A 24,871-nucleotide genomic window follows, 5' to 3' on the forward strand; every position below is an offset into this window, starting at 1 on the left:
TCTTACCTTTTCTTATAATTTTCGATCGCCATTTGATAAATATTATTCAAGTATTCAAAATTCTTCTGAGCCGTATATTTTTCTTCATATTCAAGACGGGCATTTCTTCCCATCTCCAGTATTGCCACATCATTGTTTTGCTGAAACCACCTGGCCTTTTGGACTAAATCTTTAGCATCGCCAGTGTTAAAAATTACTCCCGTGAAAGTTTCTTTAATGTATTCTTTAATCCCTTCGCGAGAACTAGCCAAAACCGGAACTCCGACCGCATAGGCTTCCACAATAGCCCTGGGGAAATTGTCATAACCAACCGAAGGGACAACAACGAATTTTGCTCTATTAAGATACTTGGCGCACTCTTCGTCAGAACAATAACCGAGGATTTCCACATGGTTCATATTTTTCTCTTTTATCATCTTTTTTATTTCACTTAACAGAGGACCAACGCCAATGATCTTCAGCGGTAAATCCGAGAGAGAAGCCCAGGCATCCAACAATACGCGGATCCCCTTCTCTTCACTGATCCGTCCGATATAAAGCGCGTAATTACCGCAAACATTGCGCGCCTTGGGGTCAGGATCAATAAAATGCGGTTTAACGATTATTTTCTCAGGAGCAATTCCGGATTCAATGAATTTCCGTCGGCTAAATTCTGTGGCCGTAATATAGCCATCAATTAAATTGATCCACGTTTTTTTCTTCCAATGATTATTCAACATCTTAACAATAACAGCTGTCAACAAAGATGAATTACGGTAGCAACCATGAAGAACACTTCGCCATCGGGAATAATACATGCATTCCGAGCAGAATTTTCCTTTTCTTAAAAAAACCGCGTTGGCGCAAAGCCAGCGAAAATTGTATAAACTCTGAACAACGGCAACCCCTTCGTCACGGCAGGCAAAATAAACCGAAGGGGTGACCATAAAAAATGCATTGTAAACGTGAACAACATCCGGACAGAATTTCTGGATAATAGCGCGAACTTCACTGTAGGTTTTATCAGACCATGACAAATTTAAAAAAGATTTTATTCTTTCTAAGGGCGACAAGTTCTTGATCTCTTTATTGCTTCGCTCGTAAAAATAAACTTCATGTCCATAGCGGCTCACAAGCGAATACTCAGCCTTGGCAACAGCGTCTTCTCCGCCATATTGCTGATAATGATTATGGATCATGAGTATTTTCATAATGGCTTAAAGATCTGCGATATTTTATCCGCGGAAAAAATGTTTCTTTTTCTTCTCAAAGATTTCCTGCGCAGGCTTAAGATCGGCAAGGCGGCCAAGGTCAAACCAAATATCTTTACTTTCATAACAAAAAACTTTTTCTTTGGCTATTTTCATGCGCCACATCAGATCGGGCATGCCAATGCACTCGCCTTTTTTAATGTAATCTTTACAGCGTTCGTTAAGAATATTAACTCCCAAGCTAAAACAGGATTCTGTTTTTGGTTTTTCATTATAGCTGGTTAATTGCAAACCTTTATCTAAGGAAATAACTCCGAAATCAGCCCGAGTAATAAAACGCTTAAAAACAATGGTGGCGATGCCTAATTTGCTCTTGTGAAAGTTGAGGATATTTTTGAAATTCATATCGGTCAATGTATCGCCGTTTATGACTAGAAAATCATTTTTCATGCCTTTAATGAGCTTTAAAGCACCCGCTGTCCCCAGCGGTTTATTTTCATGCACATAGCGAATACTGACCCCCCAGCGCTTTCCGTTGCCAAAATAAGTTTTAATGAGCTCAGCATGATAACCCGTTGAAATAATAATATCCGTCATGCCAAAGAACTTTAGCTGACGGATAATGATCTCGCAAATAGGAAAGTCTCCGATCGGAATAAGCGGTTTGGGTAAAATAGTCGTGTAGGGTTTAAGCCTTGAGCCTTGTCCGCCAGCCAAGATAACAGCTTGAAGTTTAGACATTATAAATCTCCGCTTTATACTTTGAGAGGTTCGCTTTGATCCACTGGCATGTCTTTTTTAAGCCCTCTTCTAGCGAAACTTTTGGGGCCCAGCCGCAAAGCTGGGAGAAGCAACTCGCATTACACCAAAGCCTTTCCACTTCACTGGTGTGGGGGCGAAGCCTCTCTTTCTGCGTCGTAATTGTTATTTTTTTGCCCATGATCGCAGAAATGAGGCGGACCAATTCTAGAATAGATATTTCACTGTTTGTTCCAATGTTGAATACTTTTCCATCGACATTTTGAGTCTGCGCAAGTTTCATATAGCCGTCAACGACATTAGAGACATAATTAAAATCCCGCGTCGTTTTGAGATTTCCTAATTGGATAGATCTTTTCCCGGAATAAATTTGAGTGATGATCGTTGGAATAACGGCTCTGGCTGATTGACGAGAGCCGAATGTATTAAACGGCCGCAAAATAGTGACGGGGAGTTTAAAGGAATGATAAAACGATAACGCAAGATGATCCGCCGCTGCCTTGGTCGCCGCGTAAGGAGATTGTGGATTTAAGGGGTGATTTTCATCCATGGGAACATATTGAGCCGTTCCAAATACTTCGCTGGTTGATGTATGGATAATTCTTTCAACTCCGGTTTTGCGTGCGGCCTGCAGGACATTTAGAATACCTTTAATATTTGTATCCACATAACTATCGGGAGAATGAAAACTAAAAGGAATTCCGATCAAGGCCGCCAGGTTAAAAACAATATCAACGCCTTTCATGGCTTCCAGGACACCATTAGGGTCTCGAACATCACCGGAAAAGACTTCAATCTTCTTCAGCTGATCTTTTGAAAGGCTGTCCAGCCAACCCCACGTATTAAAAGAGTTGTAATAAGTAAAAGCCCTTAAATGTGCCCCGCTTTTAATAAGCCGCTCGACTAAGTGGCTCCCAATAAAGCCATCTGCCCCTGTGACCAAAATTTTCTTTTTTTTCCAATTCATTTTTTAGCCCTCAGTGTTGAACAACAAGCTTTTTCTTTTGACTATCGTAATACGCCAACATTATCCCAAACAAAGACCAGAATGGAATGGCAAAATACGGCATTTCAAAAATAACCAAGAAATTTGCCGCCACAAGCCACTCAAAAATAATTGTCGAAAGCATAATACCGACCATAGACCCCGTTTTAAGAAAATAGAAAAATGTCCGTAAGAAAATAAAAAGCATTCCAATGATAAAAACAATACCCACGACGCCGCCGCGATAGATCAAATTTAAATATGAATTATGCGGTTCGATCCAGCCGTCCCTTGACCATTCGCCGCTGGCAATATTCGCCATCTCAAGACTGCGCGAGCGAAAAGGCTTGCCAAAATCAACACCTAAAATAGGCTTTTGTTTATACAATTCCCCGATAAGATCCCTCCAGATCAGCAACCTAAAAACAGTATTTGTGCAGCTTGCCAAATAAGGATTTTCCGGAGGTGTATACTCTTTCATTGGCGTATAAAGAATTTTATTCTGATCTTGAGAAGCGCTCTCTCCTTTAGGAGCAATGCTCCCCCCGGAATCAACATGATCCTTAGGGGTCAGGATATACCTAGGAGCGGTTGCTTTCGCTTTATGAACTTCTTTGAGTTCCTTCTTATTCAAAAAATTTGGGAGTTCAGTTTCCGGTGTAAATATCTTAACTTTCTCAATTTCCATCATCTTGTAGCTATCGCCTTTTTCCTCGAGAACCGCATTGTAGTTTTGAAGGATCTTGAAAGTATCTTCCCAATAGATCAAAGTTTTTAATGTCGTTTTATTGGCAAATTTGAAAATTCCCAGAGAAACCAAAACAATGGCAAGGCAGGATGCAACTAGCTTGACTTTTCTCGATAGCTTCATGATCTTGAGGGTAGCGATCATGAGAAATGCAATGCCGATCACGTTAGCAACCAGCATCATCCGTGAAGTGAAAAATAAGTTATGGTACGGGCATAGAACAAAAAGAAGGATGAGCAATGCCCATTTAACTCTACGGTTAGAAAATTTGCTTACCAAAATGAATGCCAGCAGAAAAAGGGCAAACGTCCAATAGATGTCGTACATTTTTGAGAAGAAAACGAATACGCCAAAAATGAGGAAAATGATGCCAAGACGCATTCGGTCATGAAAAAGTTCTTCGCGGTAAAATGCGTACGCTAAGATGGCGCAAGTCGGATAGTAAAATAGCGCGGCGTGACGAAAAGCTAAAGGACCCCAATGATAATATCCATACGCAGCTTTAAAAAGAAAGAAAAAGACGTAGACAATTATTGAGATATTCCAAATATTTGGGTGAAATTGGTTCCAAGATTTAGAATATTTTATAGCGAACAAAAGATACGAGATCGCGAGCCCTATTTCCCCGATAAAAATGGGAAAACTGAGAAAAGGAAGCGCCAGATGAAGCTCGGCAAACATCCGCTTTAAGATAATATATCCCAGCGAGAAAATCCCCAGGATACACAAACCCGCAAAATCGATTGCATGATCTTTTTTACATAAGTTATTCATGTGGCAACCTTTAAGAGTTTTTACCGGTCAAAATCTAACTAGGCACTATACCTTTAAGCTAGACTGACCGTCAAGAAAAATAATAGCCCTTAATCCACTTCAAAAAATACCTTTTTAGCCGCGCTAAAACCATCAGAATATAACGTAAACTGAGGCAAATGTTAGGGTTTAGTTCTTTAAGAAAGACATCATGGCTTAAAAGAGCTGTGGAAAATTCTTTCATTTGTTTCGCCGTAGCCGTAGAACTTTTGCTTTCTTCATGCCAGCGAAATTCAGCAAAAAATCCCTTAATATGGGCAAATCGATAACCCTTCAAAGCCAGCCTAAGAAAAAACTCATAATCCATTGCATAGTGATACGATTCGTCCAAAAAATTTCCTTGCTCAAAAATACTTTTTCTGAAAAACGTTGTTGTGCTCGGGATACATAAAACGTGCAAATATTTTAGCATAAATAGATCAAAATCTAATTCACGTTTTAGCCGAATAACCTTACCTGCCCCGTCAATCAAGCGATAATCACCATAAACAATATCAATATCTTTGTTTTGGCTAAAAAATTCCGAAACCTTGGAGAAACATCCCGGTAAATAACGGTCATCAGCATTAAGCCAGCCAATAATATCGCCCGTAGCGGCCTTAAATCCCTTGTTAAGCGCGTGGCTTTGTCCACGATCGGATTCCGAAACCCACTTGAGATGAGGAAAAGTTCTTAAAAGATCCGTCGTTCCATCCGTCGAGCAGTTATCAAAAATAAGATGTTCGATGTTAGAATAGTTTTGATCTCTGACGCTTTCAATGGCCTCAGCAATAAACTGTTTTTGATTGTACGAGGGCGTTACTATTGAGATCTTAAAATCAGATTTTGTCATTATTCTGTGGCCTTCTAATTTCGTTTTCGCAGCGCATCAATGATTCCATCGGCAACAATTTTGTATCCCCGCTCGTTAAAATGAGCTCCTTTTTTCGGATAGATCTCTAACGGGTTCTTTATTTTACGAAATGATTCAGATAAATCAATAGCAGGAATCGACAAGTCCCTAACAATGGCCATGACTGCATCGTGATCCGAAAGATAACTCATAAATGGAACAGGAAGATACACGAAAATAAAGTCCCCGCCCCAAGAAGTTGTCTTGTCGCGCTCTATTGTCAAAGCCTGTCGCAAGGCCTTATAATCCTCTCTTAGAATTTGCCCTTTCTGTTTCCAATTCTTTAGCTCAGCAATGCCCTCAACCAATCTTTCCTGTGTTTTTCTAAGAAGCAGCAGCTGAAGCCATCTTTGATAGATCATATGATCTGACTGGCGTGCGTCCTTGACAAAACTGTTTATCCCTTCATACGCCTTGTCTATTTCAGACTGGGCAAAATAAAGGTTCTGTGTAAACGTCGGGTCTAAATATGAGCGCAGTAATTCCTCTTGCTCCACGCGCCTCAGGGTATTCTCGGTATAAACCCATAAAACAATTTTTGGCTTTAAAACCTCAACATATTCTCGAAATATGGCTAACCGCATAAGCGGGCCGGCGCCCCCCATTCCAAAATTAATTGTTTTTTGATCGTATGTATTTCTTATCTGCGATGGAAAATCTTTTCCGGGGTCAACACAATATCCATGCGTAAACGAATCGCCCAAAATCGCGATATTAACATCTCCGGGGTGATATAACCCTTTCGGATTATTAAACCCATGTTCGTCGCTCTCATAAATACTCCATGGCCCTCTTTCTTTGCACAAAATTGTTGTTCGCTGCGAAACACCGCTTAAAGGAATCCTTTCCTTTTTATCAACACGAAAAGGAAATATGTTCGCATTTTTTGTCCGCGCGGACTCAGTATAAATAAGCGTGGCAGTAGGGACAAAAAGAACCGCGCGCTTGCCTTCTTGCGTTAAATCATGAAGCACTTGCAAGTCGGAGCGAAAATCAACATTGTCCCGGGTAGATATTCTATCCCAAGGCCATTGAAGAAATTCAAAAATATAGAGGGTCAATAAAACAGACGCGATCACTAAAGAACTATTGATTTTAAAGTTCTTAAAGCGAGGTGTTCTTTGGATAATTAACAATCCCGCTATTAGCACGGGAATGATAAAAACGATCTTTCGTGATAGAGGCTTGATGACCGGATAACGGATAGCAAGATACAAAAAGACAACGCTTAACAGCAGAATGAACAAAAGAATAACAGCATCCGCAAATCTTTCTGCGGCCTTCGGAAAGTGTCCTTGACTATCTCTCATAATGTTTTTCTCAACCATTCTCTAACTTAAGCCTCAAGGTCAAACTCTTCTGAAGCTTAAGCTCTTCATCTATAAGTAAGCGGATCAACTGAGCAAAATCAATTTTCGGCTGCCAACCAAGCTTGGCTTTTGCTTTTTTAGGATTTCCATAAATAACCTTAATATCCGCCGGACGGAACAGTTTCTTATCAATCACAACATATCTTTTCCAATCAAGCCCAAGGCAAGAAAACGCTGACTGAACAAATTCTCTTAAGCTGTGCGAAACCCCTGTCGCCACAATATAATCATCGGGCTTTTCTTGCTGAAGCATGAGCCACATCGCCTGAACATATTCGGGAGCATAGCCCCAATCACGCGCAATATCAATATTTCCTAATCGCAATTTCTCTTTTGACCCCAAAGCAATGCGGACAACCGCAGAAAGGATCTTTTTGGTGACAAAATTAGACGGCCGCAACACAGATTCATGATTGAACAATATTCCGCAGCAACAAAATAATTTATATGCCTCTCGGTAATTAACCGCCAGCCAATGTCCCGTAGCTTTTGAAATAGCATACGGGCTTACGGGATGTAAAACCGTCTCTTCTGTTGCCGGCAAACTTTTGACCGTACCGAACATCTCGCTTGAAGAAGCTTGATAAAATTTTGTCCTTGGAGATATTGTCCGTATGGTTTCTAAAATATTTAACGCGCTTTGAATATTGATATCTAAAGTACTCATCGGCTCTTTAAATGAAAGCCCCACAGAACTTTGAGCTGCTAAATTATAGATTTCATCGGGACGAATTTGATCAATTGTTCTTTTAACTTTGGATAAGCTCAGCAAATCAACTTTAACAAAGTCAATGTCGCGCGCGACATCTAAATATTTTAAATTCTTGATTTTCTCCGGTGACAAACTGCGCACAACACCGTAAACCTTATATCCTTTTTCTAACAAGATCCTGGAAAGATACGCGCCGTCTTGGCCGGTGATCCCCGTAATAAAAGCAATTTTATTTTTCTTCATAATTCAACCTAACTTTTGCTGTGTAGCAATTTTTTGTAAATATCCAAAGTTTTTTGGGCGGTCATATCCCAAGAAAAAAGCTTCGCCCGATCAAATCCATCCTGAATACGGCTGCTCTTACGGCTTTCTGATACAGCTTTGCCCAGCGATCTTATTAATTCGTCCTCATCATTGGGTGAAAAAAATATCGGGATATCTCCCGCTATTTCTATATTAGAAGGAATTGAAGATGCCACGATAGGACATCCACACGCCATAGCTTCAAGCAAAGGAATGCCAAATCCCTCGTACAAAGACGGATAAACGAGCGCAACCGCGCGATTATAGATCTGGCAAAGTTTCGCATCATCAATTCCGGATAACAGCTCGACCTTATCAAGAATCCCCATTTTTTTGTGCTGCATCTTTTCATCTTCGCTTAATGCCGGGCCGACCAATAAAAGATCGATATCATTTCGTAAAGACCATCGGGCATACGTCTTGATGAAAGTATCAAAATTCTTGTAATGCACCCGTGAGCCTATATAAAGCAGGAATGGTTTTTTTGTTTTCAATTCCGCGGAAATCACTTCAGAATTCAAAGGCTTGAAAATTTCACTACCAGCGAGCGGAACAACAAACGTCAATTCCTTTTTAACGTTGCAAAGCTTAATAACATCTTGCCGTGTTGTTTCGGAAATGCAAATAACCGCATCCGCCCGCTCCATACATAAACGTTTACGCCGGCAAAACTGTTCATTCATATGCCCTTTAAATAGTCCCGGAAAAAGCTCGTGGATCATATCAGCAGCGGTTACGGCCACCGGCCCCCGCCAAGAATGCGGCAACGTATAATAAGTAGAGTGCCAGATTTTATTTTTCGTATCGCTGATCCCCTTGGCTTTTAATAATCCATCCGCAATTATCCCCGCCATTGGCACAAGCGGTTTCCATAATCTCTGAGAGCGCAATAAACGAAATGCTTTAGTAATTTGACAATATTCGATACGTTCATGGATCAGCAATGGAGAGACTTTTTCGCTTAATAAAATTTGGATCATTAGGCGAGGATCCAACGAACACATGCGCGCCAGTGTTTCATGAAAAATACGCGAAATCCCTCCCTTGGCCTGTAGCTCGAATATCAATCCGTCGACCAGAACATTCATTGTTGGGATCCCTTTGCCGTTTTTAAAAGCGAATTTTCAATATTCTCGATCGCCTGTTTTAAATTGAGCTTCTTTTCAACGGTTTGCCGCGCATTAAGACGGATGTTTTCAAACAATTCCTGGTCGTGGAGCAGTCTTGATATTTGCCTCACACAATCACGCGCATTTTCTTTTGAGAAACACAAAGCATTTATTTCATCCGTTAATATTTCCGGAATTCCTCCGGTTTGCGTAGACACAATGCCTAAACCGCACGACATCGCCTCCAGTAAGGTAATGCCGAACGGCTCTTCCCAAATAGACGGAAAAACCAAAATATCATTTTGATGATAAATTCCGGGCAATTCCTCTTGCGCCACCGGGCCCAAAAAAGAAACGCGCTGGCTCAAGTTTAAATCAATAACCATCTGCCGCATTTGACGCTCGTATTCGGGCTGTGTAGAGCCGCCGACAACCTGAAGATGAATAGCATCAGATGGATTTTCCCTTAAGAGCACGCCAAAGGCTTCTATGAGAGTGTGCAGGCCTTTGTGGCGCACGATCTGTCCGACATAAAGAATGCGCCGAGGCACTCGCTTAATAGCGTTATAGGAGAATTTTTCCTGGTCAATGCCCCAATAAATAACTTCAGCTCCTTCGGCTCCCATTTTGTGCGTTATGGCATTTCGTTTAAGATAATTGCTGGCAAATTGCACATAACGCAAATCCGGTGATTTTACACTCGTCTCTAAACTTAAGAGTCGAGCTATTGGACAAAGTAAGATTTTTGCTAATGCGACCATAAAGTTATTTTCAGTGTTCGCCCAGAAAGTGTTCCAGGGATTTTGTTGCCAATTTGCCAGCCAATCATCAAAGACGTAGTAGCAAATTGCCTTTTTCATGCGTTGAGCTACTGAGATCAGCGAAATGGAGATGTTCCCCATGTTCCAAAAATAAACAATATCAGGATCGAATTCGCCGCAAAGGCGCGAAAAAACGCTTTGATTATTTTTCTCCATACAAAACAACTTAAACAATTTCCCTATTTTACTCATTTCAAAAGGCGGCCGAAGATGTAACCGCCTTAAAACCTCATCTTGAAAAACCTGCCCGGAAACTCCGTAAGTGCTGGTTAAAACTTTAATGTGATGTCCGCGTTTTTTTAGCTGCTGAACAACATTAAAGCATCCTAATTCATATCCGCCAATGTGGTATGGCGGATAAAAATTTGAAACAACAAGTATTTTCAAGTGTTTTTCCCCGCGTCGATATAAACAGCTAGCCTCGTTCCCTGAATACGATAAATTTTCTTTTCGGATAATTTTTGATGTAAATAATCGGCAACCCCAGAGCACTCGGCGTGATCTGCCATCCAGATATAGTCATCCCAAATAATAACTCCGCCGGGACGGATCAACTTAAACGCATGTTCGGAATCAGATTTAACAAACTTGTACGTATGATCGGCATCCACAAAAACGAGATCCACCGTGCCATAGTAAGAAGAAAAATTAAATGTTCGGGAATCACCGAATAACTGCGTAATTTTTGGGGCAAACGGTGTTTTTAAAAAGAAATCTCCCGCCATATAGTCGGAAAATCCGCCAACACCTGTTCCGTGCTGATGTGTCGCTCGTGCTTCGGGAGCGATGTCTAATGTGAAGATCTTTGCCTGCGCGGAAATATTCATCGCCATAATGAGCGTTGATGTTCCCCGGTAAGTTCCCATTTCAAAAATTTTATTCGGTGACAAGCGACGACAAACCGCGGCTAACGTTAATTGTCCGGCTAAAGACAAAACCATAGAATCCCCAGATAGAACTTGCGAAGCCGGAAGCTGAAGCGAGGAATCATTGATTCCTGGGAACAAATTCTCTATTGATGCCGAAGACAGTAAAAAGCGTCTGTCGCCTTTTAAGTAATCGATCAACTTGCCGTAACGCAATAACTTTTTAACTCTTCGCAATGGCTTTTTTAATGATGAGGCAATATTCATTGAATTATTCCTTTTGAAGCAATAAACATGCCAGGTGGTGTTTTTCATCCTTTAAAACTTTCTTAACCGGAAAAATGCGTTCTCCTGCTGACCAAAAGTCGCCCGAAAAGCATTGCCAATATTCCTGATCGATGATCTTCAATCCGCAATTTTTAACCCATCCTAAAACATTGTTCCTGGAAAACGATTGCGTGATATACGTTCGGTTTGAACCTGCTGTTGATTCGGGTAGTTTGTAAACATTATCAATGTAGCGATTTTCCGTGTACGGACAGGTTAAAACTAAGAAACCTTTGGGTTCAAGCAGGTTAGCCATGTTTTTCATCGCGGAATTAAAATCACGGATATGCTCTAAAGTGCTGATACAGGTGATCAGATCAAATTTATTTGCAAGTTTCGTATTAGCGATATCATCATTTATTACATAAAAGTGTTTATTGAACATGCCATATTTCGACCAGTATTCATAAATATTGTCAATGGCGGTAACTTTAAGCCCGCAAACCGACATGAGTTGCGGCAAAGATGATTTTCCAACTCCCACGTCCAAAACTGTTTTTGGGCAAACCTTCGCGATCGCATCAAACACGAAACGATACTCAATACTGCGCTCATTGGGTTCAAATTGCTGCGCCTCATATTCTTTCTTGAGCATTTGACGGTAATAAGCTTTGCCGATTTTCTGGATCCATGTTTTGAATATATTCATAACGTATCCTAACTTATAAGTAGTTAACAATGCGTTGAGCAGCTTTTCCATCCCACAACGGCGGAATTCTTCCCTTTTTTACTTTTCCCGCAAGAATATTATCAACTTCGCGCTGTAATCGTTCGTAGGCAAATCCTATCAATTGATTTGTTCCCATATCAACCGTTACGGGGCGTTCGGTATTTTCTCTTAAGGTCAAACACGGCACATTAAGAAAAGTTGTTTCTTCCTGAATTCCTCCGGAATCCGTCACGACAACGGTAGCGCCTTTTTGTAGCTTTAGAAATTCTAAATATCCCAAGGGCTCAACGATCTGCAAAGCCGGATTGTTGGATAATAACTTTTCCATTCTTTGCCTGGTACGCGGATGAACGGGAAAAATGACCGGAATTTTCTGGCTGACAGCGGCCAGTGTTTTTATGATCTGCGAGAATATCTTTTCATCGTCGACATTGGAGGGGCGATGCAATGTCACTAAAGCATATTTTTGAGGAACTTTAAAATCTAAATCTTTTTTATCCGCTAATGGCAAAAGCTTAACTAAAGTATCGATCATGACATTGCCCACCAAATGTATTTTACTTGCGCTGATTCCCTCTTTTTTTAAGTTTTCATCGGCATCGCTTGACGGCGTAAAAAGCAGGTCGGAAATTCGGTCGGTTACGATCCGATTCACTTCCTCGGGCATCGTTCGATCAAAAGATCTTAAGCCGGCTTCAACGTGTGCTACGGGAATTAATAACTTGGCGCACACTAAAGCCGCGGCAACGGTTGAGTTAACGTCACCGTAAACCAAAACCATATCCGGCTTTCTTTCTAAGGCAACTTTTTCAAAGCGCGTCATGATCTCAGCGGTTTGCGCGGCATGACTATTGGAGCCAACTTCCAGATTAATATCGGGTTTAGGCAGCCCTAACTGCTCGAAAAAGACTTCGGACATTTGCGCATCATAATGCTGACCGGTGTGCACTAAAAACTGCTTAAAACCTTTTTGAGCACAAGCCTCGATGACCGGAGCTGCTTTCATAAAATTCGGCCTGGCGCCAACAACGTGTATGATATTTTTCATATTATTTCTTTAGGGCGCGTTCAAAATCTTCGATATATCCTTGAGCAACCTTTTGCCAGGAGAATTTTTCCCGCATATTACGCACACCAACTTCTCCCATTTTACGTCGCACGTCTGCTTGCTGTAATTGCAACAACTTGCTGATCAAATCATCTAAATTATTTTCTTCGTAAAGCAAACCATTGCCGTTTACGCGCTCTACGACTTTGACACGATCGCTTAAAATTAAAGGCAAACCGCAAGAAGCCGCATCCAGCTGACTGGTTGATTCTTGCTTGGGCCACACCGCGATATCAGCAGCCTGATAACACTGAGGAAGCTCATCGATCGTAACAAACGGGACAAAAACACATCCCTGATGTTTTTTTAATTGCTCACGATATTCCTCGGGTCCATCTCCAACAAAAATAGCGCGATAAGGTTTCCCTTTTTTTACAAGTTGATCAATGGCCCGCGCTAAAATAAGCGGATCTTTACCTTCATGCAACCTTCCGGTATAAATACAAACAATATGGTCGTCTTGAAAACCTAAACTGCGTCGAAAATTTAAACGCGCCTTCTGATCACATTCATACCAGGGTTTGAACATTTGCGTATCCGTTCCCAAAGAATGAACAACCGTTTTTTTATGGGAAAGCCCAAAATAATCCATAGCGATCTGAGCGGCATCAGTGCTGATCGCGATACAAAGTTCGCAAGTAGCATTTAATAATTTTCCGCATAATAATTTATAAACCCGCCAATACAGCCAACGCTTAAGCGAACGTACCTTAACAAGCATCGGCGGAAATACCGACGCGTGAATATGGCATTCGGCAAATAATTTATATTTGAAAAATGGTTTGGCCAAAGCAAGCTCATAAGTCGGTTCAACCATAAGTCCAAAGCTATGAACAATATCAGGATTAATTTCCTTGATCTTTCCGATAAGCCCGCGAATTCCTAAAGCCCGGCGTGGCCCCATGCGATACGGCAGGCGATGGAGCGTAAATCCCTTGTAAGGACGTACACAACATTCCACAACCCCGGGACCAATGAACCGCTCAAAAATATCTTTGTAGTCCGGACTACCAAAATAAACTTGTGTATTGGATGTCACCAGATGAACCTCATGGCCTAATTCCGCTAAAGCCTTCGGAAGAAAGCTAATGGAATAACCCATTTTTTCTGATAAGGACGCGGAAACAATAACGATCTTCATTTAAACCCTTTATCTTTTACTTCTTAACCAGTAAAACATCTCGGCGCGTCAGAGAAAATGGCTGACGGATATCTTGGCGACACACTTTTCCTTCACAGCCCAATTTCACTGCCTCACAAACGATATATTCGCAATCTAAAGCTAAATTATTATCCGCCGGTAGCTTTTTAACAAATTCCCTAAAGAGCCGGTCATATTCGCCGCGATTCGCCTGAAATTGCTTTAGAATCTTTTCTTCCTCAGGTGTTTTTTTCTTTTGCTCAAATTCTTGACGGGCGCGGACATCGGGGATTTCCGCGATCAAAACCCGTCCGCCGGGCTTACACACGCGGATCAATTCACTAACACATTGACTGATCTGTTTTTCATTTTCCAGATAATGGATAACCGCATACATAAGAACATGGTGAAAAGAATTATCTTCAAACGGCAATTGCAAAGCACTTCCCAAATGATATTCAATATTATTGATCTTCTCTAGGCGACAACGCTCTTTTGCCGCTTCGATCACTTTTTGGGCCGCATCCAACGCGTGAATAAATTTACAGTGTTCGGAAAGCGGAATGGTCACAACTCCCGTGCCGCAACCGACGTCTAAAACAACATCATTTTTCGTTACCGGTAATTTTGAACAAATATCGTCAATGATGATCTTTGATTCCACCGTAACCGGGCGTCCCGAATCATAATAAGCGCCCATCGCGACCATTTGATTGAACATTTCAACCGCATCTCTATTGTCGTACATTAATACCTTCCTTTAAAATCCCGGATAAAATCATCAAAGATATGATCCGGCAAAGAAGCATAAAGCGGAACGGGAACGCACTTTCTGTAATCAGGCTCAAACATATTGCGATTAACGTCAAAATGATAGATGCCGGTAAAGATATTTCGGGCCGACAACCATCTTTGAACTTCTTTTAAGAATACCTCGTCTGAAGATAGGATCGGAAAGCACATCGGCGCCATCGTTTCTTCTTCGTCTAGCGGCAGGATGAAAAAACGATGGCGCGCATTCTTTAACAGCGTTAAGAAATGTTTATTCTGCCTTTGAAAAACTTGTTGAATTTCTTGTGCACTGCGCGGCAGCCGGCCCCTGACAGTTGCCAGCGGAAAACTGACCAAAAGTGTTGCGTACCATTTTAATAGATCGATTTGCATGTCCTGATGTTCGCGATCTTTTAAAGGCGTATTGTAATAATTCAGATATTCCCACTCACCTAATAATGATTCACAACATTCTTTGACTGACGGTGCTCGGCTCAGCTCCTTCTCAATTACGCCAAGCAAAGAAACATCATTCACCTTTAAAGCCCCGGCATAAGTCATCTCAAAGATCTTGGATAAAGAAAATATCGCGGTATCGCCGAAAGACCCCAGGGCTCTTCCCTGAGATTTTCCCCATAAACCATGCGCGCAGTCTTCAATAATACGGATTTTCTTAGGGCGTAGAATATTTTCGGCTTTTGAATAGTTCTGTGGATAACCCCAGTGATGATAAAATAAAACGGCTTTTGTGCGTTCTGTTAAATTTAACGACGGGCTAGCGATCTGATTCACAGAATCTAAGACGCACGTACTCATAAATCGCGGGACCAAAACTTCATCTTCTCGCCGAAGGCCAAAAGCTTTTAATGATAAAATAATTCCCGCGCGCCCTGCATTTGTTAGGAAAATGTTCTGGGATTGAAAATCATCCTTTAGCGCTTTAAGAAAGCGACCTTTATCCTGCCTAAAGAAATTTTTCCAATAAGTTACCCAATCAAGCGTCTCATAATAAAGATGTTGTTTCATATTTTTGGTCCTATTTTTTTGACTTGGAAATACGGAACAATACGCCCGCCATAACTTAATTTATAGGCAGCGCGTAGCGGACTATTGACACCAACCAGATCCAATTCTTTGCATCCCAACTGCTGGTTCAAGAAAACACAACTATCATGAAAATTCTTTGTCCCAACACCAAGCTCTCTAAATTTTAAATCCGTTCCCATGATCAAATGATAGGCGCGATGACGATCATAAGCAAAAAAGCTTATCACCGCCGGCTCTTCATTGACGTAAGTGGCCAACAATTTCCCCGCTTTTACTTTTAGAAAATTCTCACAAGTTGAAATGAGGCTTTTGGCCTCCTCAGGTGAACGCTCAATCCCTTGGCGCTTAAAATTCATTTCGTGCAGATGATCCAACAATGGGATATCATTCGTTTCCTTTGTCGAAAATTGATACCCTTCATCTGTGCCTTTACGTAATTCGCGAATACGCAATCGTGCATAACCGTCCGTATTTTGAGGCTGCGAAATATCTAACAAACTGGTATAACGGGTGGTGATCTGAAAGTATCCTTTTTCCCGTGTATGATAATTCACCCAGTCAAAGGGGCGCATATCAACAATATCCCAGTGATTAGGAAAATTAACTTCCTTGTAATGCTCAAAAAGATGATTCGCAAACGCCTCCAAAGCCAGGAAAACTGTTTCATTAAGACGGTACGGCGTATGTTCACGTAGGTCTTTAAAGATAATTCCGCTCCAAACACCAAAAGGAGCTAATTTGATCCCTTCGTGGCTGTAAGCAAAACCAAACCCGGCAATAGCCTCCTCGCCTTTGTAGCAAATAAGATAATCCGTCGGAAGGCCGTCGCTGGACAAAGCAAAACTTTTGTTGAATACCGTGCCCTGCGGCGAGGCATCAACAAAGGCATCCCAAAATTCTTGCGTGCATTTCTTAATTTCCATAACTGAACCTTTTTTTGATATTAATATTCCGCGCCCTTGCTCAAATAATATGTTTTTCCTGATTCAATATATTTGGAGAACTTGGCGCATATGTCTTGATGCTTTTCTTCGCTCCAAGTCTCTAGAAAATATTTAAATATGCTGGTATCCGGATATCCGCTTTTCTTCATTTCTTCGATATATTGGCGATACGACTTTAAAAAAAGGCTGTCATCGCCCGTGTAATAATAATGCATAAAATAAAATTCGAGGACGCTTTCACGATTAATGTCTTTTTTAAGCCGCGGCAAGCTTTTAAGAAGATTTTCATATTCCATAACATCTTTCGGATGCCAATTAAAATCATAGGCATAATGAGGATTATAGCTGGCATTGATAACCTGAACGCCCAAAGCCGCTAACTCGTGGCCCACCGAACCATAAGCCGTTAAAACGAAATTGATCCCTTCTTTGATCAATTGAATATGAGATGTTGCCGCCGGGATCATGGTGATCTTTGGATACTGAGCAATGATCTCTTGAATAATTTCTTCTGTTCCCGGCAAAGGATCCGGATGCATTTTAATGTACCAGTCATAATCCGTTTGCTCCGATATCTTTCCTAAGAAATGCAGCCATTCGTAAAAATCCACAAAGAACATCTCTCCGTAGGCTTGAGGATTATCATAAAAACAATGATTACAGACTAAAACCTTGATCTTGTCGCTTTGGCGCAAAACCGCTGTGTTATTTTCCGAAGATTGAAACGCCGATTTCGTTGAATACGGCATATCAACGCCAACTTCTCCTTTAAAACGACGTTCTAACTGCCTTCGGGCGATCTCTAAGCCCTGAACTTGTTCGGCCACCGATAGCTTTCTGAATTTTTTGGGATAATCTCTAAAAAGCGGGTCATAGATGGTATACGGTTTTTTAGCCAGACAAATGCTTTTGATATTAGGCAAATAAACGGGAATATTTTTCTGATAGCTAAGCTTGCAGAGAATGTTTTCATAGATATAAGCATCATGTGTTGCGATGACCGCTTTGACATTGTTCTCTTTTAAATAATCCTGCCAAAAGATAAGGATCTCAACCGCTCTTTCGATCGTTTCAAAAAGTTTTGGATCTTTAAGATCAACGGTTGGCTTATTGAAAGCGCGCAGATATGTTTCATAAATATCAACGCCCATCCAAATTCCGTCTACACGAATATCGTAAACATCTTTTTTTGTTTTTATACTCCCTAGAATGCCTTCTAAAATTTCTTTCTTGCGCAATGCTTGCGAACGATCGAGCGTTGTGACAATGAACTTTCGGATATTGAACGAACGGTAGATCTGATCCCTGGCCCAATAAAAAAGACTGCCCGGAAAACTCTTTCGGGTGGAAGAAAAAGAAACGATTGCGGCATTATGTTTTTTAGCAAGAATATTAACAAAATAACTTTGACTGATCCACACCGACGGCATTCCGCTGGAATAATAAAGCAAAATGGTCCCTTGAGGGTCTTCCCTATTCCAGTTTGCCCATACTTTACGGTTATGCTTAAGAAATTCCTGGCAATATTCATCCGGAAAAGCATTTTTAAGCACGCGATGAACTTTTGCTTTAAATAAGGCCAACTGTTGATTGAGATTCTTTAAAACAACCATTTTTATCCTTTAACGTTCTTTGCCCGATAACGCTTTGAAAGACTTTTTCTGCAATCCCATACTTTTTCAAACGCAGTAGCCACATCGCTTAGGTCTTTGCGACTCATCGGCGAGCGCATCAATTCATGAATAAAAAGTTCCGAATTGTGCACGCGCTCAGCCGTCGGACAAATCCCTTGTCTATAACTCACTTTTTTTGCTGATGCGGATGAGTTAAAAGGAAAACCTTTCTTTCCAAAAGCAATTCTTTTCTGATACATCGGCTGAAGATAAAGCGGTTTGACATAGCCGCAGCTTATCAAAACCCCTTCTTGTTCGCGCAACTGAGTGCAGGCAAGTTCCGCTTTCACTGCTTCGATAAAAATATCGCGGCCAAAACCGGCGATCTCTTCTTTAAATTTAAAAGGATGGACATAATACGCATGCGTACATCCCGGCCTCATTTTTGGCGCAACGATACAGGGAATTTGAGAAAGCCTGTGCTCCAAATAACGGCAATTTTCTTGCCTCTCCTTAAGCAACTTTTTTAGCTTCTTTAATTGGCAACGCGTGATAGCCGCCTCAATTTCCGTCATACGAAAATTAAATCCCACCATATTGGAAATATCTTTGACTTTTTTATCAGCTACAACCGCTTCCGCGTGATTACGGATAAGCTGCGTTCTTTCTGCCAGCTGAGCATTATTAGTAACAACAATCCCGCCTTCTCCGCAATGAATATGCTTATGATAATTGAGCGAATAAACACCGATATCGGCTAAGGTTCCGGCGTACTTTTTCTTATATAAAGCGCCGGGTGCTTGCGCGCAATCCTCAATAACAAGCAAATGATGTTTACGTGCGATTTTATTGATCGCCTCGGCATCGTAAGGCAAGCCAAACAGATCAACAACGATGATCGCCTTTGTTCTTGGTGTAATTTTTTGTTCAACCGATTTTGGATCCAGACAAAAATAATCTTCTTCGATATCCGCAAAAACAGGTATTGCGCCATAGACAAGAGCCGCTGTTGCCGAAGCGCTCATGGTAAATGGCGACACGATCACTTCATCGCCCGGACCAATACCCGCTGCTCCAACCGCCGCATACAATCCTGATGTGCAGGAATTAACTGCTACGGCATATCGAGCGCCGAAATAATTCGCCCACTCTTTTTCTAAAGCTTGGATTTGCGGCCCGCCGTAAAAATCTTTGTGCCAACACCCTAAAAACCGCGAAAGAATTCCGGAATCCAAAACATGGGCTACCGCACGTTTTTCTTCTGAGCCGATAACGCGATAAGCCGGAAAAGGTTTTTTGCGGACAGGTTTACCGCCGAAGATGGCTAATGTTTCCATGACGTTCTCCTATAAGCTTTTTAATAACCTGTTCAATATTTTGGACAGCATTCTCTAAGAAAGAAAAATCAACTTTATCAAACTGACCTTCACTAAAAAATGCGGATAAGCGCATTTTGAGATCATCAGCTGAAAGAACTCTTTTGACCTTATCCATTCTGCTTAAAATAAAGGGATCTTGCTGTTTTTGACCGATCTGAACGCTTAGAAAAGGCTTTTGAGCAATGGCTGCCTCCAAAAGCAACATGGATGAAGCTCCGAGCAGAATATCCGCTCCACAAATTAGCTCTTCCGAGGAAGACCCGCGCTCTTTGACCACCTTAATAAAATCATTTTTCATGCCCGCGATCATGTCATCCAAAATATTTTCGTTGTCTTTAGGATGAAGACGGAAAACAAGGCAAAAATTTTCTTGAGGAAATTCTTTGTGGATAGCGCATAAGGCATCAAAAGTGTTTTTCAGCAATGAAGCTTCGTCATATCCCCAGTGAGCTCGGCCTTTATCCCCATACATCGTTCGAACAGCCTCTGAAACAACAACCACAACGTGACAGCCCGAAGCTATGCCAAGTTTCTTCCGGTAATTTTTGTCATCTGTACTTACACGGGTTAGCCTTTGCCGCACTTCAGATAAATGCGGTTGGCCCGTGATCTCTAAAACATCCGAAGAAAATCCCTCTTTGATCATTTCTTTTTTCGCAAAATCATCCATGATACAAATTTTATCGGGAAGGCATTTCTTTACGCCGTCTTTTGCATCAACAGTGTCTGCGGCAGAAGAAAATCGTAAGCAATAACTATTCCAATAATCGAGAATAGCAACGGAAGGAATTCCGGCCTCAGAGGCTGCCTTCCATAAATATTTCTCCGCTAGATCATCCTCACTTGTTCCCGTAACAATGCAGACAGGATTAATGCTGTGAACAAACTCGCGAATATGTTCATAGCTGATATTTTCTTTCAGCAAATCCTTAATATCCTTAAAATCTATTCCGGCTTGGGCGTAACGTTGGCACGCTTTATCTTTTCCAAATAGCAAAATACCATATTCTTTCTTCGCGATCATATGATGCGCGAGGGGAATAATGCAGTTAGCCCCGCCGGGGTCTCTTGAGAAAAATAATATCTTATCCATGATTAGCCTCTTGATACATTTTCAAAGCTTGCGCGCATAAACGCTGACTATGGACCCCTTCTGACAAAGAGCACAAAGAAACTGCCCGCGCCTCGGCCAGATCAGCAACGTGATCAAGAACAAATCCAAAGGCGGCGCCAAAGTTGATCTTTGTTTTCTTCTGACGCGCCCACTCTTGTTTGCCTTTCCATAATAAGCTTGGCTTCAAAGCAAACTCTTCAATGGACATCTTGATTTCGCTAATGCGAATTAATCTTTTCTCGAATAAAAGTTCTATTTCAAAAATCGAGCCGAATTTCTGATCAGCTTCCAGTAAATTAAAAACTCCGGACGGTTTAAATCCGACCGCAAACGTCAGCGTCGGATCTTCTTTAGAAAAATCAACACGTCCTGACGAAACCGAGATAACATGCCCTTCCCCTAAGAAAAACCGCACCAGGTCAACGGCATGCGAACCGTTATTCAAAACTCCTTTTGAGTAATAACAATGCCCGGATATAAATGCTCCAAATTCTCCCTTAGAGATCTTTTCCTTGAGGCTTCTAAATTCCGGCATAAAGCGACGCGTGTAATGAATCAATATCCGATCATCCCAATTCTTGAACTGATCGGCTAATTTTTGTGATTCCTTTAAGTCGTTTGTCACGGGTTTTTCCAAAAGAATAACTTTAGGACTTTTCTCGATCACTTGCCTTAAGACTGCGGCATGTTCTTTTGTGGAAACACAAATAGAAACAACATCATACGTGAGGTCTCTCATGGCATCATTAACCGAAGAAAAAACAGGAACCTTCCACTTCTTCGCCGCTGCCGCCGATTTGAGCGGATCAACATCAACAACTCCGCCAAGTGTAAAATTCGGGTGAGAAACATAGGCTTGCGCATGGCTAAGAATAGATTTCGTACCTGGTTTTCCGAAAACCGATCCAATGTTGCCGCAACCGACCACTAAGGCCTTATATTTTTTCATCGTATGGATTTTTGTTGAACATGATTGTTTATTTGCGCTAATTCCGGAGATTTTGAGAATAATTCCAGAATATCTTCGAGACTAAAATTAGGATCTTTCGAATAAAGGCGGCGTACAACCTCATTTAAAAGACGCCAGTCATCCGCGGTATCTAAGGTTAATCGGATATTTTTTTCAGATTCTTTAAGGCCGCTTTCGATATTTTTAATGTTAAAGCGGCCTGGTTTTTCATAAAAATAAAGACTGACATGCTCGCGGTCTTTAGGATCAGACGTTTTTTGTTCAATTTCCCGCAACTTTCTCGCTGGAAAAACCTGAACGTCCATTCCTAAAGGATATGACTGCTGCACGCAATTAGAAACATAATCGTATTCGCCTTGCAGATAAACTTCAATTGTCTTATCAACAATACGATGATCGATTAGCGGGCAATCTCCGGTAACTTCCACAATAATATCAACATTATTTTTCTCGGCTGCCTCAACAACTCGCAATAAAACATCATCCTCGCTGCCGCGATAACATTTAACTCCGATTTTTTTAGCCAGTAATTCTATAGGATCGTCGGTTTTGTTTATAGTCGCGGCAATAATAATTCCATTTAGATATTTCGAATATTTTAAACGCTCAACTAATAATTCTAAAGCAGGCTTATCCCCCAGCAACTTTAATACCTTGCCCGGTAATCGGCTTGATGTCATACGCGCTTCAATGACCGCGAAAATATTTTTCTTTATGGGTTGTTTCATGTTTTTTATCGATTCACCATCATCCACTGAAGCGGCGTACCCGCTGCTATATCACACGTGGCTTTACGTCCTAAAACTTGCTTTAAGTGTTTTGGCGCAAGTCCATGCGAAGGACGTATCGAGCGGACATTTTCTTCAGAGAATTTTTCGTTTCTTTTGACATCTTTAACCACGAATAAAGAGCGCCTAAAAGTAACACTACTTTTTTCATCCGGCGTTAATCCATAATGAACTTCTCCTATCGAAGATTCGGCCAGGCGAACATCTTCAACAAGTTTCTTAAGTTCCGCGGGTTCGATAGAGAAAAAACTATCCGGCGTTGACAATGTCCTGGAAAGCGTAAAATGTTTTTCAATGAAACACGCGCCTAAAGCGACCGCAGCCACGGGAACTTGCGTGCCCAGCGTATGGTCAGATAAACCTACCGGGCAATGGAATTTTCTCGACAAATCATAAATTGTTTTTAAATTCATCTCCTTCGGGCGAGCCGGATAACTACTCACACATTTCAGTAAGAGAATATCTTTGGTTCCGGATTTTCTTGCCGTGTCAACCGCATCACGGATCTCGCCAACAGTTGCCATTCCCGTTGATAGAATGAGCAGCTTTTTTGTTTTGGCCGCATATTCAATAAGCGGCAGATCAACCAACTCAAAGGAAGCGATCTTATGGAAAGGAACTCGAAGGCCCTGTAAAAGGTCCACACCGGGCTTATCAAAAGCTGTAGCAAAGAAAATAATTCCCTCTTCATCCGCAACTTTCTTTAACTGTTTAAACCACGCAAAAGGCGTGTGCGCTTGTTTATAAAGCGAATAGAGCGTTTGTCCGCCCCATTTAGGATGACGAATTTGGAAATATTTATTTTCACAATCAATGGTTAAAGAATCAGCCGAATACAATTGAAATTTAACGGCATCCGCCCCGCAGGCTTTAGCTTTTCTGATAAGATCGATAGCGCGTTTCAAACTGCCACCATGATTCGCGGAAATTTCCGCCGCAATAAAAACTTTTTTTGCCCATAAAAGTGTTTTCATTAAACACCTGTCCTTATTTTTTGAGAGTAAATTGCATGCAAATCTTTTTCTTCAGATCTTCTCGGGATTTGATCCTCTCAAACCCAAGACTTTTAAAAAATTCTTGTGACGATGTATTGTCGCTTTTAATATAAGCAATGATCTTATCGATACGCTTTTGGTATAAAAAGCGAATGCCATCTTCAAAGATCTTTTTGCCGATGCCACACTGCTGGAATAAAGGATCTACACTAATACTGACAACGGCTTTTTTCTTTTGAATGCAAAATCGAATTTGCCCCAATAAGTCATCCTTCGCATAAGCAACTAAAAAAAGTGTTTTTGGATCTGACAAGGTCTTTGCGAACCATTTTTGATGTTCCGGCCAGGTGATCTTGCGAGGTGCAAAAGAACCTTGACGGATCATAGGCTGATTTGACAGCTCGAAAATAGATTTGATATCTTTTTCTTCTACATGCCGAATTTTAATATGTTGTTCGACATAAGATTTCACGCATGCCGCTACGATCCTTTTCGCTCCTTGCCCGTCAACCGTTTGTGGCCCTCTTTGCGCGGCTAAGCGGCGAAATGTAAGTGAAGATACTTTATTTAAGCCCAGATCTATCTGGCTTAAAAAATTCTTATCGTTCGCTTTCCCGACATAAAAAAAGCACTTTGTTTTCGCCCATGCCTTTGCATGTCGTTCTTGATTGTCCGCCACAACAACGATAACAGCCGCACAACCACAGCGCGCCAATTCATTAAGGGTTTGTCCTCCGGCGGAAACAGCAAAATCCACATCCTGCATAATTCTTGACATTTGTTTGGCATTGGACTCAAAAACAAATTTAATATTTTTACTCTTTTGTTTTAAAATGTCTTTTTTGTGAATGAAGTTCTTGCCAATAATCACAATTTTCTGCAATAAAGGGTATTTTCTGTCAAAAATCCCTAATATCTTCGACGTCATATTTGCCTCATCCGTACCGCCAAACGTAATTAGGATTTTCTTTGCCTTTGCCCGTACTTTTTTTTCAGGAACATCCCAAAACTCCCGGCGCAAAGAAACATACTGAGGGCCTAACAAAGACTCGAAATGCTTAAATCCTCCATAATTCAATTGATCGGCATTGATCGCACCGTTAATAATAATTCCCTTGGGATATTTAATCCTGTTGTTATCGTCAAAATATAAAGACACAGCACTATTATTTTGTATTTTCTGAAAAATCTTTTTAGAAGCTAAGTACGAATCAACGATCGCAATATCGCACCTTGGTTGTTGTCTTTGAAAGGACATCCAGTTTTTATAATCGCCACCGTATACATCAAGTTGGCGGGAAATATTCCGGTCGCCATAAACTAACAGTTGGCATTGAACGCCTCTTTCGCGAAAGGCTTGCGCCAAACCGGCACAACGAGACAAATGCCCCATACCAATACCTCGCCCTGCCTCTGTAAAAATCGTGATTTTCATA

At 41.2% G+C, this 24,871-nt stretch carries 23 protein-coding genes; all 23 read right to left on the bottom strand.

Annotated elements, in window-relative coordinates; genetic code table 11:
• Window positions 1-2 precede the first annotated feature (2 nt).
• Window positions 3-1,190 carry a glycosyltransferase family 4 protein gene (locus tag WC676_00315; GenBank protein ID MFA5059056.1) on the bottom strand — a complete coding sequence of 396 codons (1,188 nt, stop codon included), beginning with the start codon at window positions 1,188-1,190 and terminating at the stop codon, window positions 3-5.
• A 24-nt stretch (window positions 1,191-1,214) separates the two neighbouring features.
• Window positions 1,215-1,931, bottom strand: a complete 717-nt coding sequence (locus tag WC676_00320) for a sugar phosphate nucleotidyltransferase (GenBank protein MFA5059057.1) — start codon at window positions 1,929-1,931, stop codon at window positions 1,215-1,217.
• Entirely contained in the window at window positions 1,924-2,916 is a 993-nt protein-coding gene (locus tag WC676_00325; protein ID MFA5059058.1) for an NAD-dependent 4,6-dehydratase LegB, read from the bottom strand. Before WC676_00325 ends, WC676_00320 begins: the two co-directional genes overlap by 8 nt.
• A 10-nt stretch (window positions 2,917-2,926) precedes the next feature.
• Window positions 2,927-4,456, bottom strand: coding sequence for a hypothetical protein (locus WC676_00330; GenBank protein ID MFA5059059.1), 1,530 nt, complete (start codon window positions 4,454-4,456; stop codon window positions 2,927-2,929).
• 70 nt (window positions 4,457-4,526) lie between these two features.
• Window positions 4,527-5,327, bottom strand: coding sequence for a glycosyltransferase family 2 protein (locus WC676_00335; protein MFA5059060.1), 801 nt, complete (start codon window positions 5,325-5,327; stop codon window positions 4,527-4,529).
• Between the two features lie 14 nt (window positions 5,328-5,341).
• Complete coding sequence (locus tag WC676_00340; protein ID MFA5059061.1) at window positions 5,342-6,697, bottom strand: hypothetical protein; 1,356 nt, start codon at window positions 6,695-6,697, stop codon at window positions 5,342-5,344.
• A gap of 10 nt (window positions 6,698-6,707) precedes the next feature.
• Window positions 6,708-7,712 carry a GDP-mannose 4,6-dehydratase gene (locus WC676_00345; GenBank protein MFA5059062.1) on the bottom strand — a complete coding sequence of 335 codons (1,005 nt, stop codon included), beginning with the start codon at window positions 7,710-7,712 and terminating at the stop codon, window positions 6,708-6,710.
• An 8-nt stretch (window positions 7,713-7,720) separates the two neighbouring features.
• Complete coding sequence (locus tag WC676_00350; protein MFA5059063.1) at window positions 7,721-8,860, bottom strand: glycosyltransferase family 1 protein; 1,140 nt, start codon at window positions 8,858-8,860, stop codon at window positions 7,721-7,723.
• Window positions 8,857-10,089: a glycosyltransferase family 4 protein gene (locus tag WC676_00355; protein ID MFA5059064.1), complete on the bottom strand. Its 1,233-nt coding sequence runs from the start codon at window positions 10,087-10,089 to the stop codon at window positions 8,857-8,859. The genes WC676_00350 and WC676_00355 overlap by 4 nt, the downstream gene beginning before the upstream one ends.
• Entirely contained in the window at window positions 10,086-10,835 is a 750-nt protein-coding gene (locus tag WC676_00360; GenBank protein MFA5059065.1) for a class I SAM-dependent methyltransferase, read from the bottom strand. Before WC676_00360 ends, WC676_00355 begins: the two co-directional genes overlap by 4 nt.
• Window positions 10,836-10,839: 4 nt before the next feature.
• Window positions 10,840-11,544: a class I SAM-dependent methyltransferase gene (locus WC676_00365; protein ID MFA5059066.1), complete on the bottom strand. Its 705-nt coding sequence runs from the start codon at window positions 11,542-11,544 to the stop codon at window positions 10,840-10,842.
• A 13-nt stretch (window positions 11,545-11,557) separates the two neighbouring features.
• Window positions 11,558-12,613: a UDP-N-acetylglucosamine 2-epimerase (non-hydrolyzing) gene (gene wecB / locus WC676_00370; GenBank protein MFA5059067.1), complete on the bottom strand. Its 1,056-nt coding sequence runs from the start codon at window positions 12,611-12,613 to the stop codon at window positions 11,558-11,560.
• A gap of 1 nt (window position 12,614) precedes the next feature.
• A complete protein-coding gene (locus WC676_00375; protein ID MFA5059068.1) occupies window positions 12,615-13,814 on the bottom strand; it encodes a glycosyltransferase family 4 protein in 1,200 nt (399 codons plus the stop codon).
• Window positions 13,815-13,830: 16 nt separating this feature from the next.
• Window positions 13,831-14,562: a class I SAM-dependent methyltransferase gene (locus tag WC676_00380; protein MFA5059069.1), complete on the bottom strand. Its 732-nt coding sequence runs from the start codon at window positions 14,560-14,562 to the stop codon at window positions 13,831-13,833.
• Window positions 14,562-15,611 (bottom strand): DegT/DnrJ/EryC1/StrS family aminotransferase, encoded by a 1,050-nt coding sequence (locus WC676_00385; GenBank protein MFA5059070.1) that lies wholly within the window; start codon window positions 15,609-15,611, stop codon window positions 14,562-14,564. Before WC676_00385 ends, WC676_00380 begins: the two co-directional genes overlap by 1 nt.
• Window positions 15,608-16,555 carry a GNAT family N-acetyltransferase gene (locus WC676_00390; protein MFA5059071.1) on the bottom strand — a complete coding sequence of 316 codons (948 nt, stop codon included), beginning with the start codon at window positions 16,553-16,555 and terminating at the stop codon, window positions 15,608-15,610. The genes WC676_00385 and WC676_00390 overlap by 4 nt, the downstream gene beginning before the upstream one ends.
• A gap of 20 nt (window positions 16,556-16,575) precedes the next feature.
• Window positions 16,576-18,189, bottom strand: a complete 1,614-nt coding sequence (locus WC676_00395) for a hypothetical protein (protein MFA5059072.1) — start codon at window positions 18,187-18,189, stop codon at window positions 16,576-16,578.
• A gap of 2 nt (window positions 18,190-18,191) precedes the next feature.
• Entirely contained in the window at window positions 18,192-19,526 is a 1,335-nt protein-coding gene (locus tag WC676_00400) for a DegT/DnrJ/EryC1/StrS family aminotransferase (protein MFA5059073.1), read from the bottom strand.
• A complete protein-coding gene (locus tag WC676_00405; GenBank protein MFA5059074.1) occupies window positions 19,498-20,661 on the bottom strand; it encodes a hypothetical protein in 1,164 nt (387 codons plus the stop codon). Before WC676_00405 ends, WC676_00400 begins: the two co-directional genes overlap by 29 nt.
• Entirely contained in the window at window positions 20,654-21,631 is a 978-nt protein-coding gene (locus WC676_00410) for a Gfo/Idh/MocA family oxidoreductase (protein MFA5059075.1), read from the bottom strand. The genes WC676_00405 and WC676_00410 overlap by 8 nt, the downstream gene beginning before the upstream one ends.
• Window positions 21,628-22,380: a glycosyltransferase family protein gene (locus WC676_00415; GenBank protein ID MFA5059076.1), complete on the bottom strand. Its 753-nt coding sequence runs from the start codon at window positions 22,378-22,380 to the stop codon at window positions 21,628-21,630. The genes WC676_00410 and WC676_00415 overlap by 4 nt, the downstream gene beginning before the upstream one ends.
• A 5-nt stretch (window positions 22,381-22,385) precedes the next feature.
• On the bottom strand, window positions 22,386-23,414 hold the full coding sequence (pseI, locus tag WC676_00420; GenBank protein ID MFA5059077.1) for a pseudaminic acid synthase: 1,029 nt from the start codon (window positions 23,412-23,414) through the stop codon (window positions 22,386-22,388).
• Between the two features lie 13 nt (window positions 23,415-23,427).
• Complete coding sequence (locus tag WC676_00425) at window positions 23,428-24,870, bottom strand: GNAT family N-acetyltransferase (protein MFA5059078.1); 1,443 nt, start codon at window positions 24,868-24,870, stop codon at window positions 23,428-23,430.
• Window position 24,871 lies beyond the last annotated feature (1 nt).

The sequence above is a fragment of the Candidatus Omnitrophota bacterium genome (assembly GCA_041649175.1).
In the GTDB taxonomy this organism is placed as follows: Bacteria; Omnitrophota; Gorgyraeia; order Zapsychrales; family JBAZNR01; genus JBAZNR01.

Coding starts and splice junctions, on each gene's coding strand:
- WC676_00390 (MFA5059071.1), bottom strand. CDS start 16,555: ATGGAAATTAAGAAATGCACGCAAGAATTTTGGGATGCCTTTGTTGAT.
- WC676_00375 (MFA5059068.1), bottom strand. CDS start 13,814: ATGAAGATCGTTATTGTTTCCGCGTCCTTATCAGAAAAAATGGGTTAT.
- wecB (MFA5059067.1), bottom strand. CDS start 12,613: ATGAAAAATATCATACACGTTGTTGGCGCCAGGCCGAATTTTATGAAA.
- WC676_00425 (MFA5059078.1), bottom strand. CDS start 24,870: ATGAAAATCACGATTTTTACAGAGGCAGGGCGAGGTATTGGTATGGGG.
- WC676_00385 (MFA5059070.1), bottom strand. CDS start 15,611: ATGAAACAACATCTTTATTATGAGACGCTTGATTGGGTAACTTATTGG.
- WC676_00415 (MFA5059076.1), bottom strand. CDS start 22,380: ATGAAACAACCCATAAAGAAAAATATTTTCGCGGTCATTGAAGCGCGT.
- WC676_00365 (MFA5059066.1), bottom strand. CDS start 11,544: ATGAATATATTCAAAACATGGATCCAGAAAATCGGCAAAGCTTATTAC.
- WC676_00410 (MFA5059075.1), bottom strand. CDS start 21,631: ATGAAAAAATATAAGGCCTTAGTGGTCGGTTGCGGCAACATTGGATCG.
- WC676_00320 (MFA5059057.1), bottom strand. CDS start 1,931: ATGTCTAAACTTCAAGCTGTTATCTTGGCTGGCGGACAAGGCTCAAGG.
- WC676_00325 (MFA5059058.1), bottom strand. CDS start 2,916: ATGAATTGGAAAAAAAAGAAAATTTTGGTCACAGGGGCAGATGGCTTT.
- WC676_00380 (MFA5059069.1), bottom strand. CDS start 14,562: ATGTACGACAATAGAGATGCGGTTGAAATGTTCAATCAAATGGTCGCG.
- WC676_00360 (MFA5059065.1), bottom strand. CDS start 10,835: ATGAATATTGCCTCATCATTAAAAAAGCCATTGCGAAGAGTTAAAAAG.
- WC676_00395 (MFA5059072.1), bottom strand. CDS start 18,189: ATGGTTGTTTTAAAGAATCTCAATCAACAGTTGGCCTTATTTAAAGCA.
- WC676_00400 (MFA5059073.1), bottom strand. CDS start 19,526: ATGGAAACATTAGCCATCTTCGGCGGTAAACCTGTCCGCAAAAAACCT.
- WC676_00340 (MFA5059061.1), bottom strand. CDS start 6,697: ATGAGAGATAGTCAAGGACACTTTCCGAAGGCCGCAGAAAGATTTGCG.
- WC676_00335 (MFA5059060.1), bottom strand. CDS start 5,327: ATGACAAAATCTGATTTTAAGATCTCAATAGTAACGCCCTCGTACAAT.
- WC676_00315 (MFA5059056.1), bottom strand. CDS start 1,190: ATGAAAATACTCATGATCCATAATCATTATCAGCAATATGGCGGAGAA.
- pseI (MFA5059077.1), bottom strand. CDS start 23,414: ATGAAAACACTTTTATGGGCAAAAAAAGTTTTTATTGCGGCGGAAATT.
- WC676_00330 (MFA5059059.1), bottom strand. CDS start 4,456: ATGAATAACTTATGTAAAAAAGATCATGCAATCGATTTTGCGGGTTTG.
- WC676_00345 (MFA5059062.1), bottom strand. CDS start 7,712: ATGAAGAAAAATAAAATTGCTTTTATTACGGGGATCACCGGCCAAGAC.
- WC676_00350 (MFA5059063.1), bottom strand. CDS start 8,860: ATGAATGTTCTGGTCGACGGATTGATATTCGAGCTACAGGCCAAGGGA.
- WC676_00405 (MFA5059074.1), bottom strand. CDS start 20,661: ATGGATAAGATATTATTTTTCTCAAGAGACCCCGGCGGGGCTAACTGC.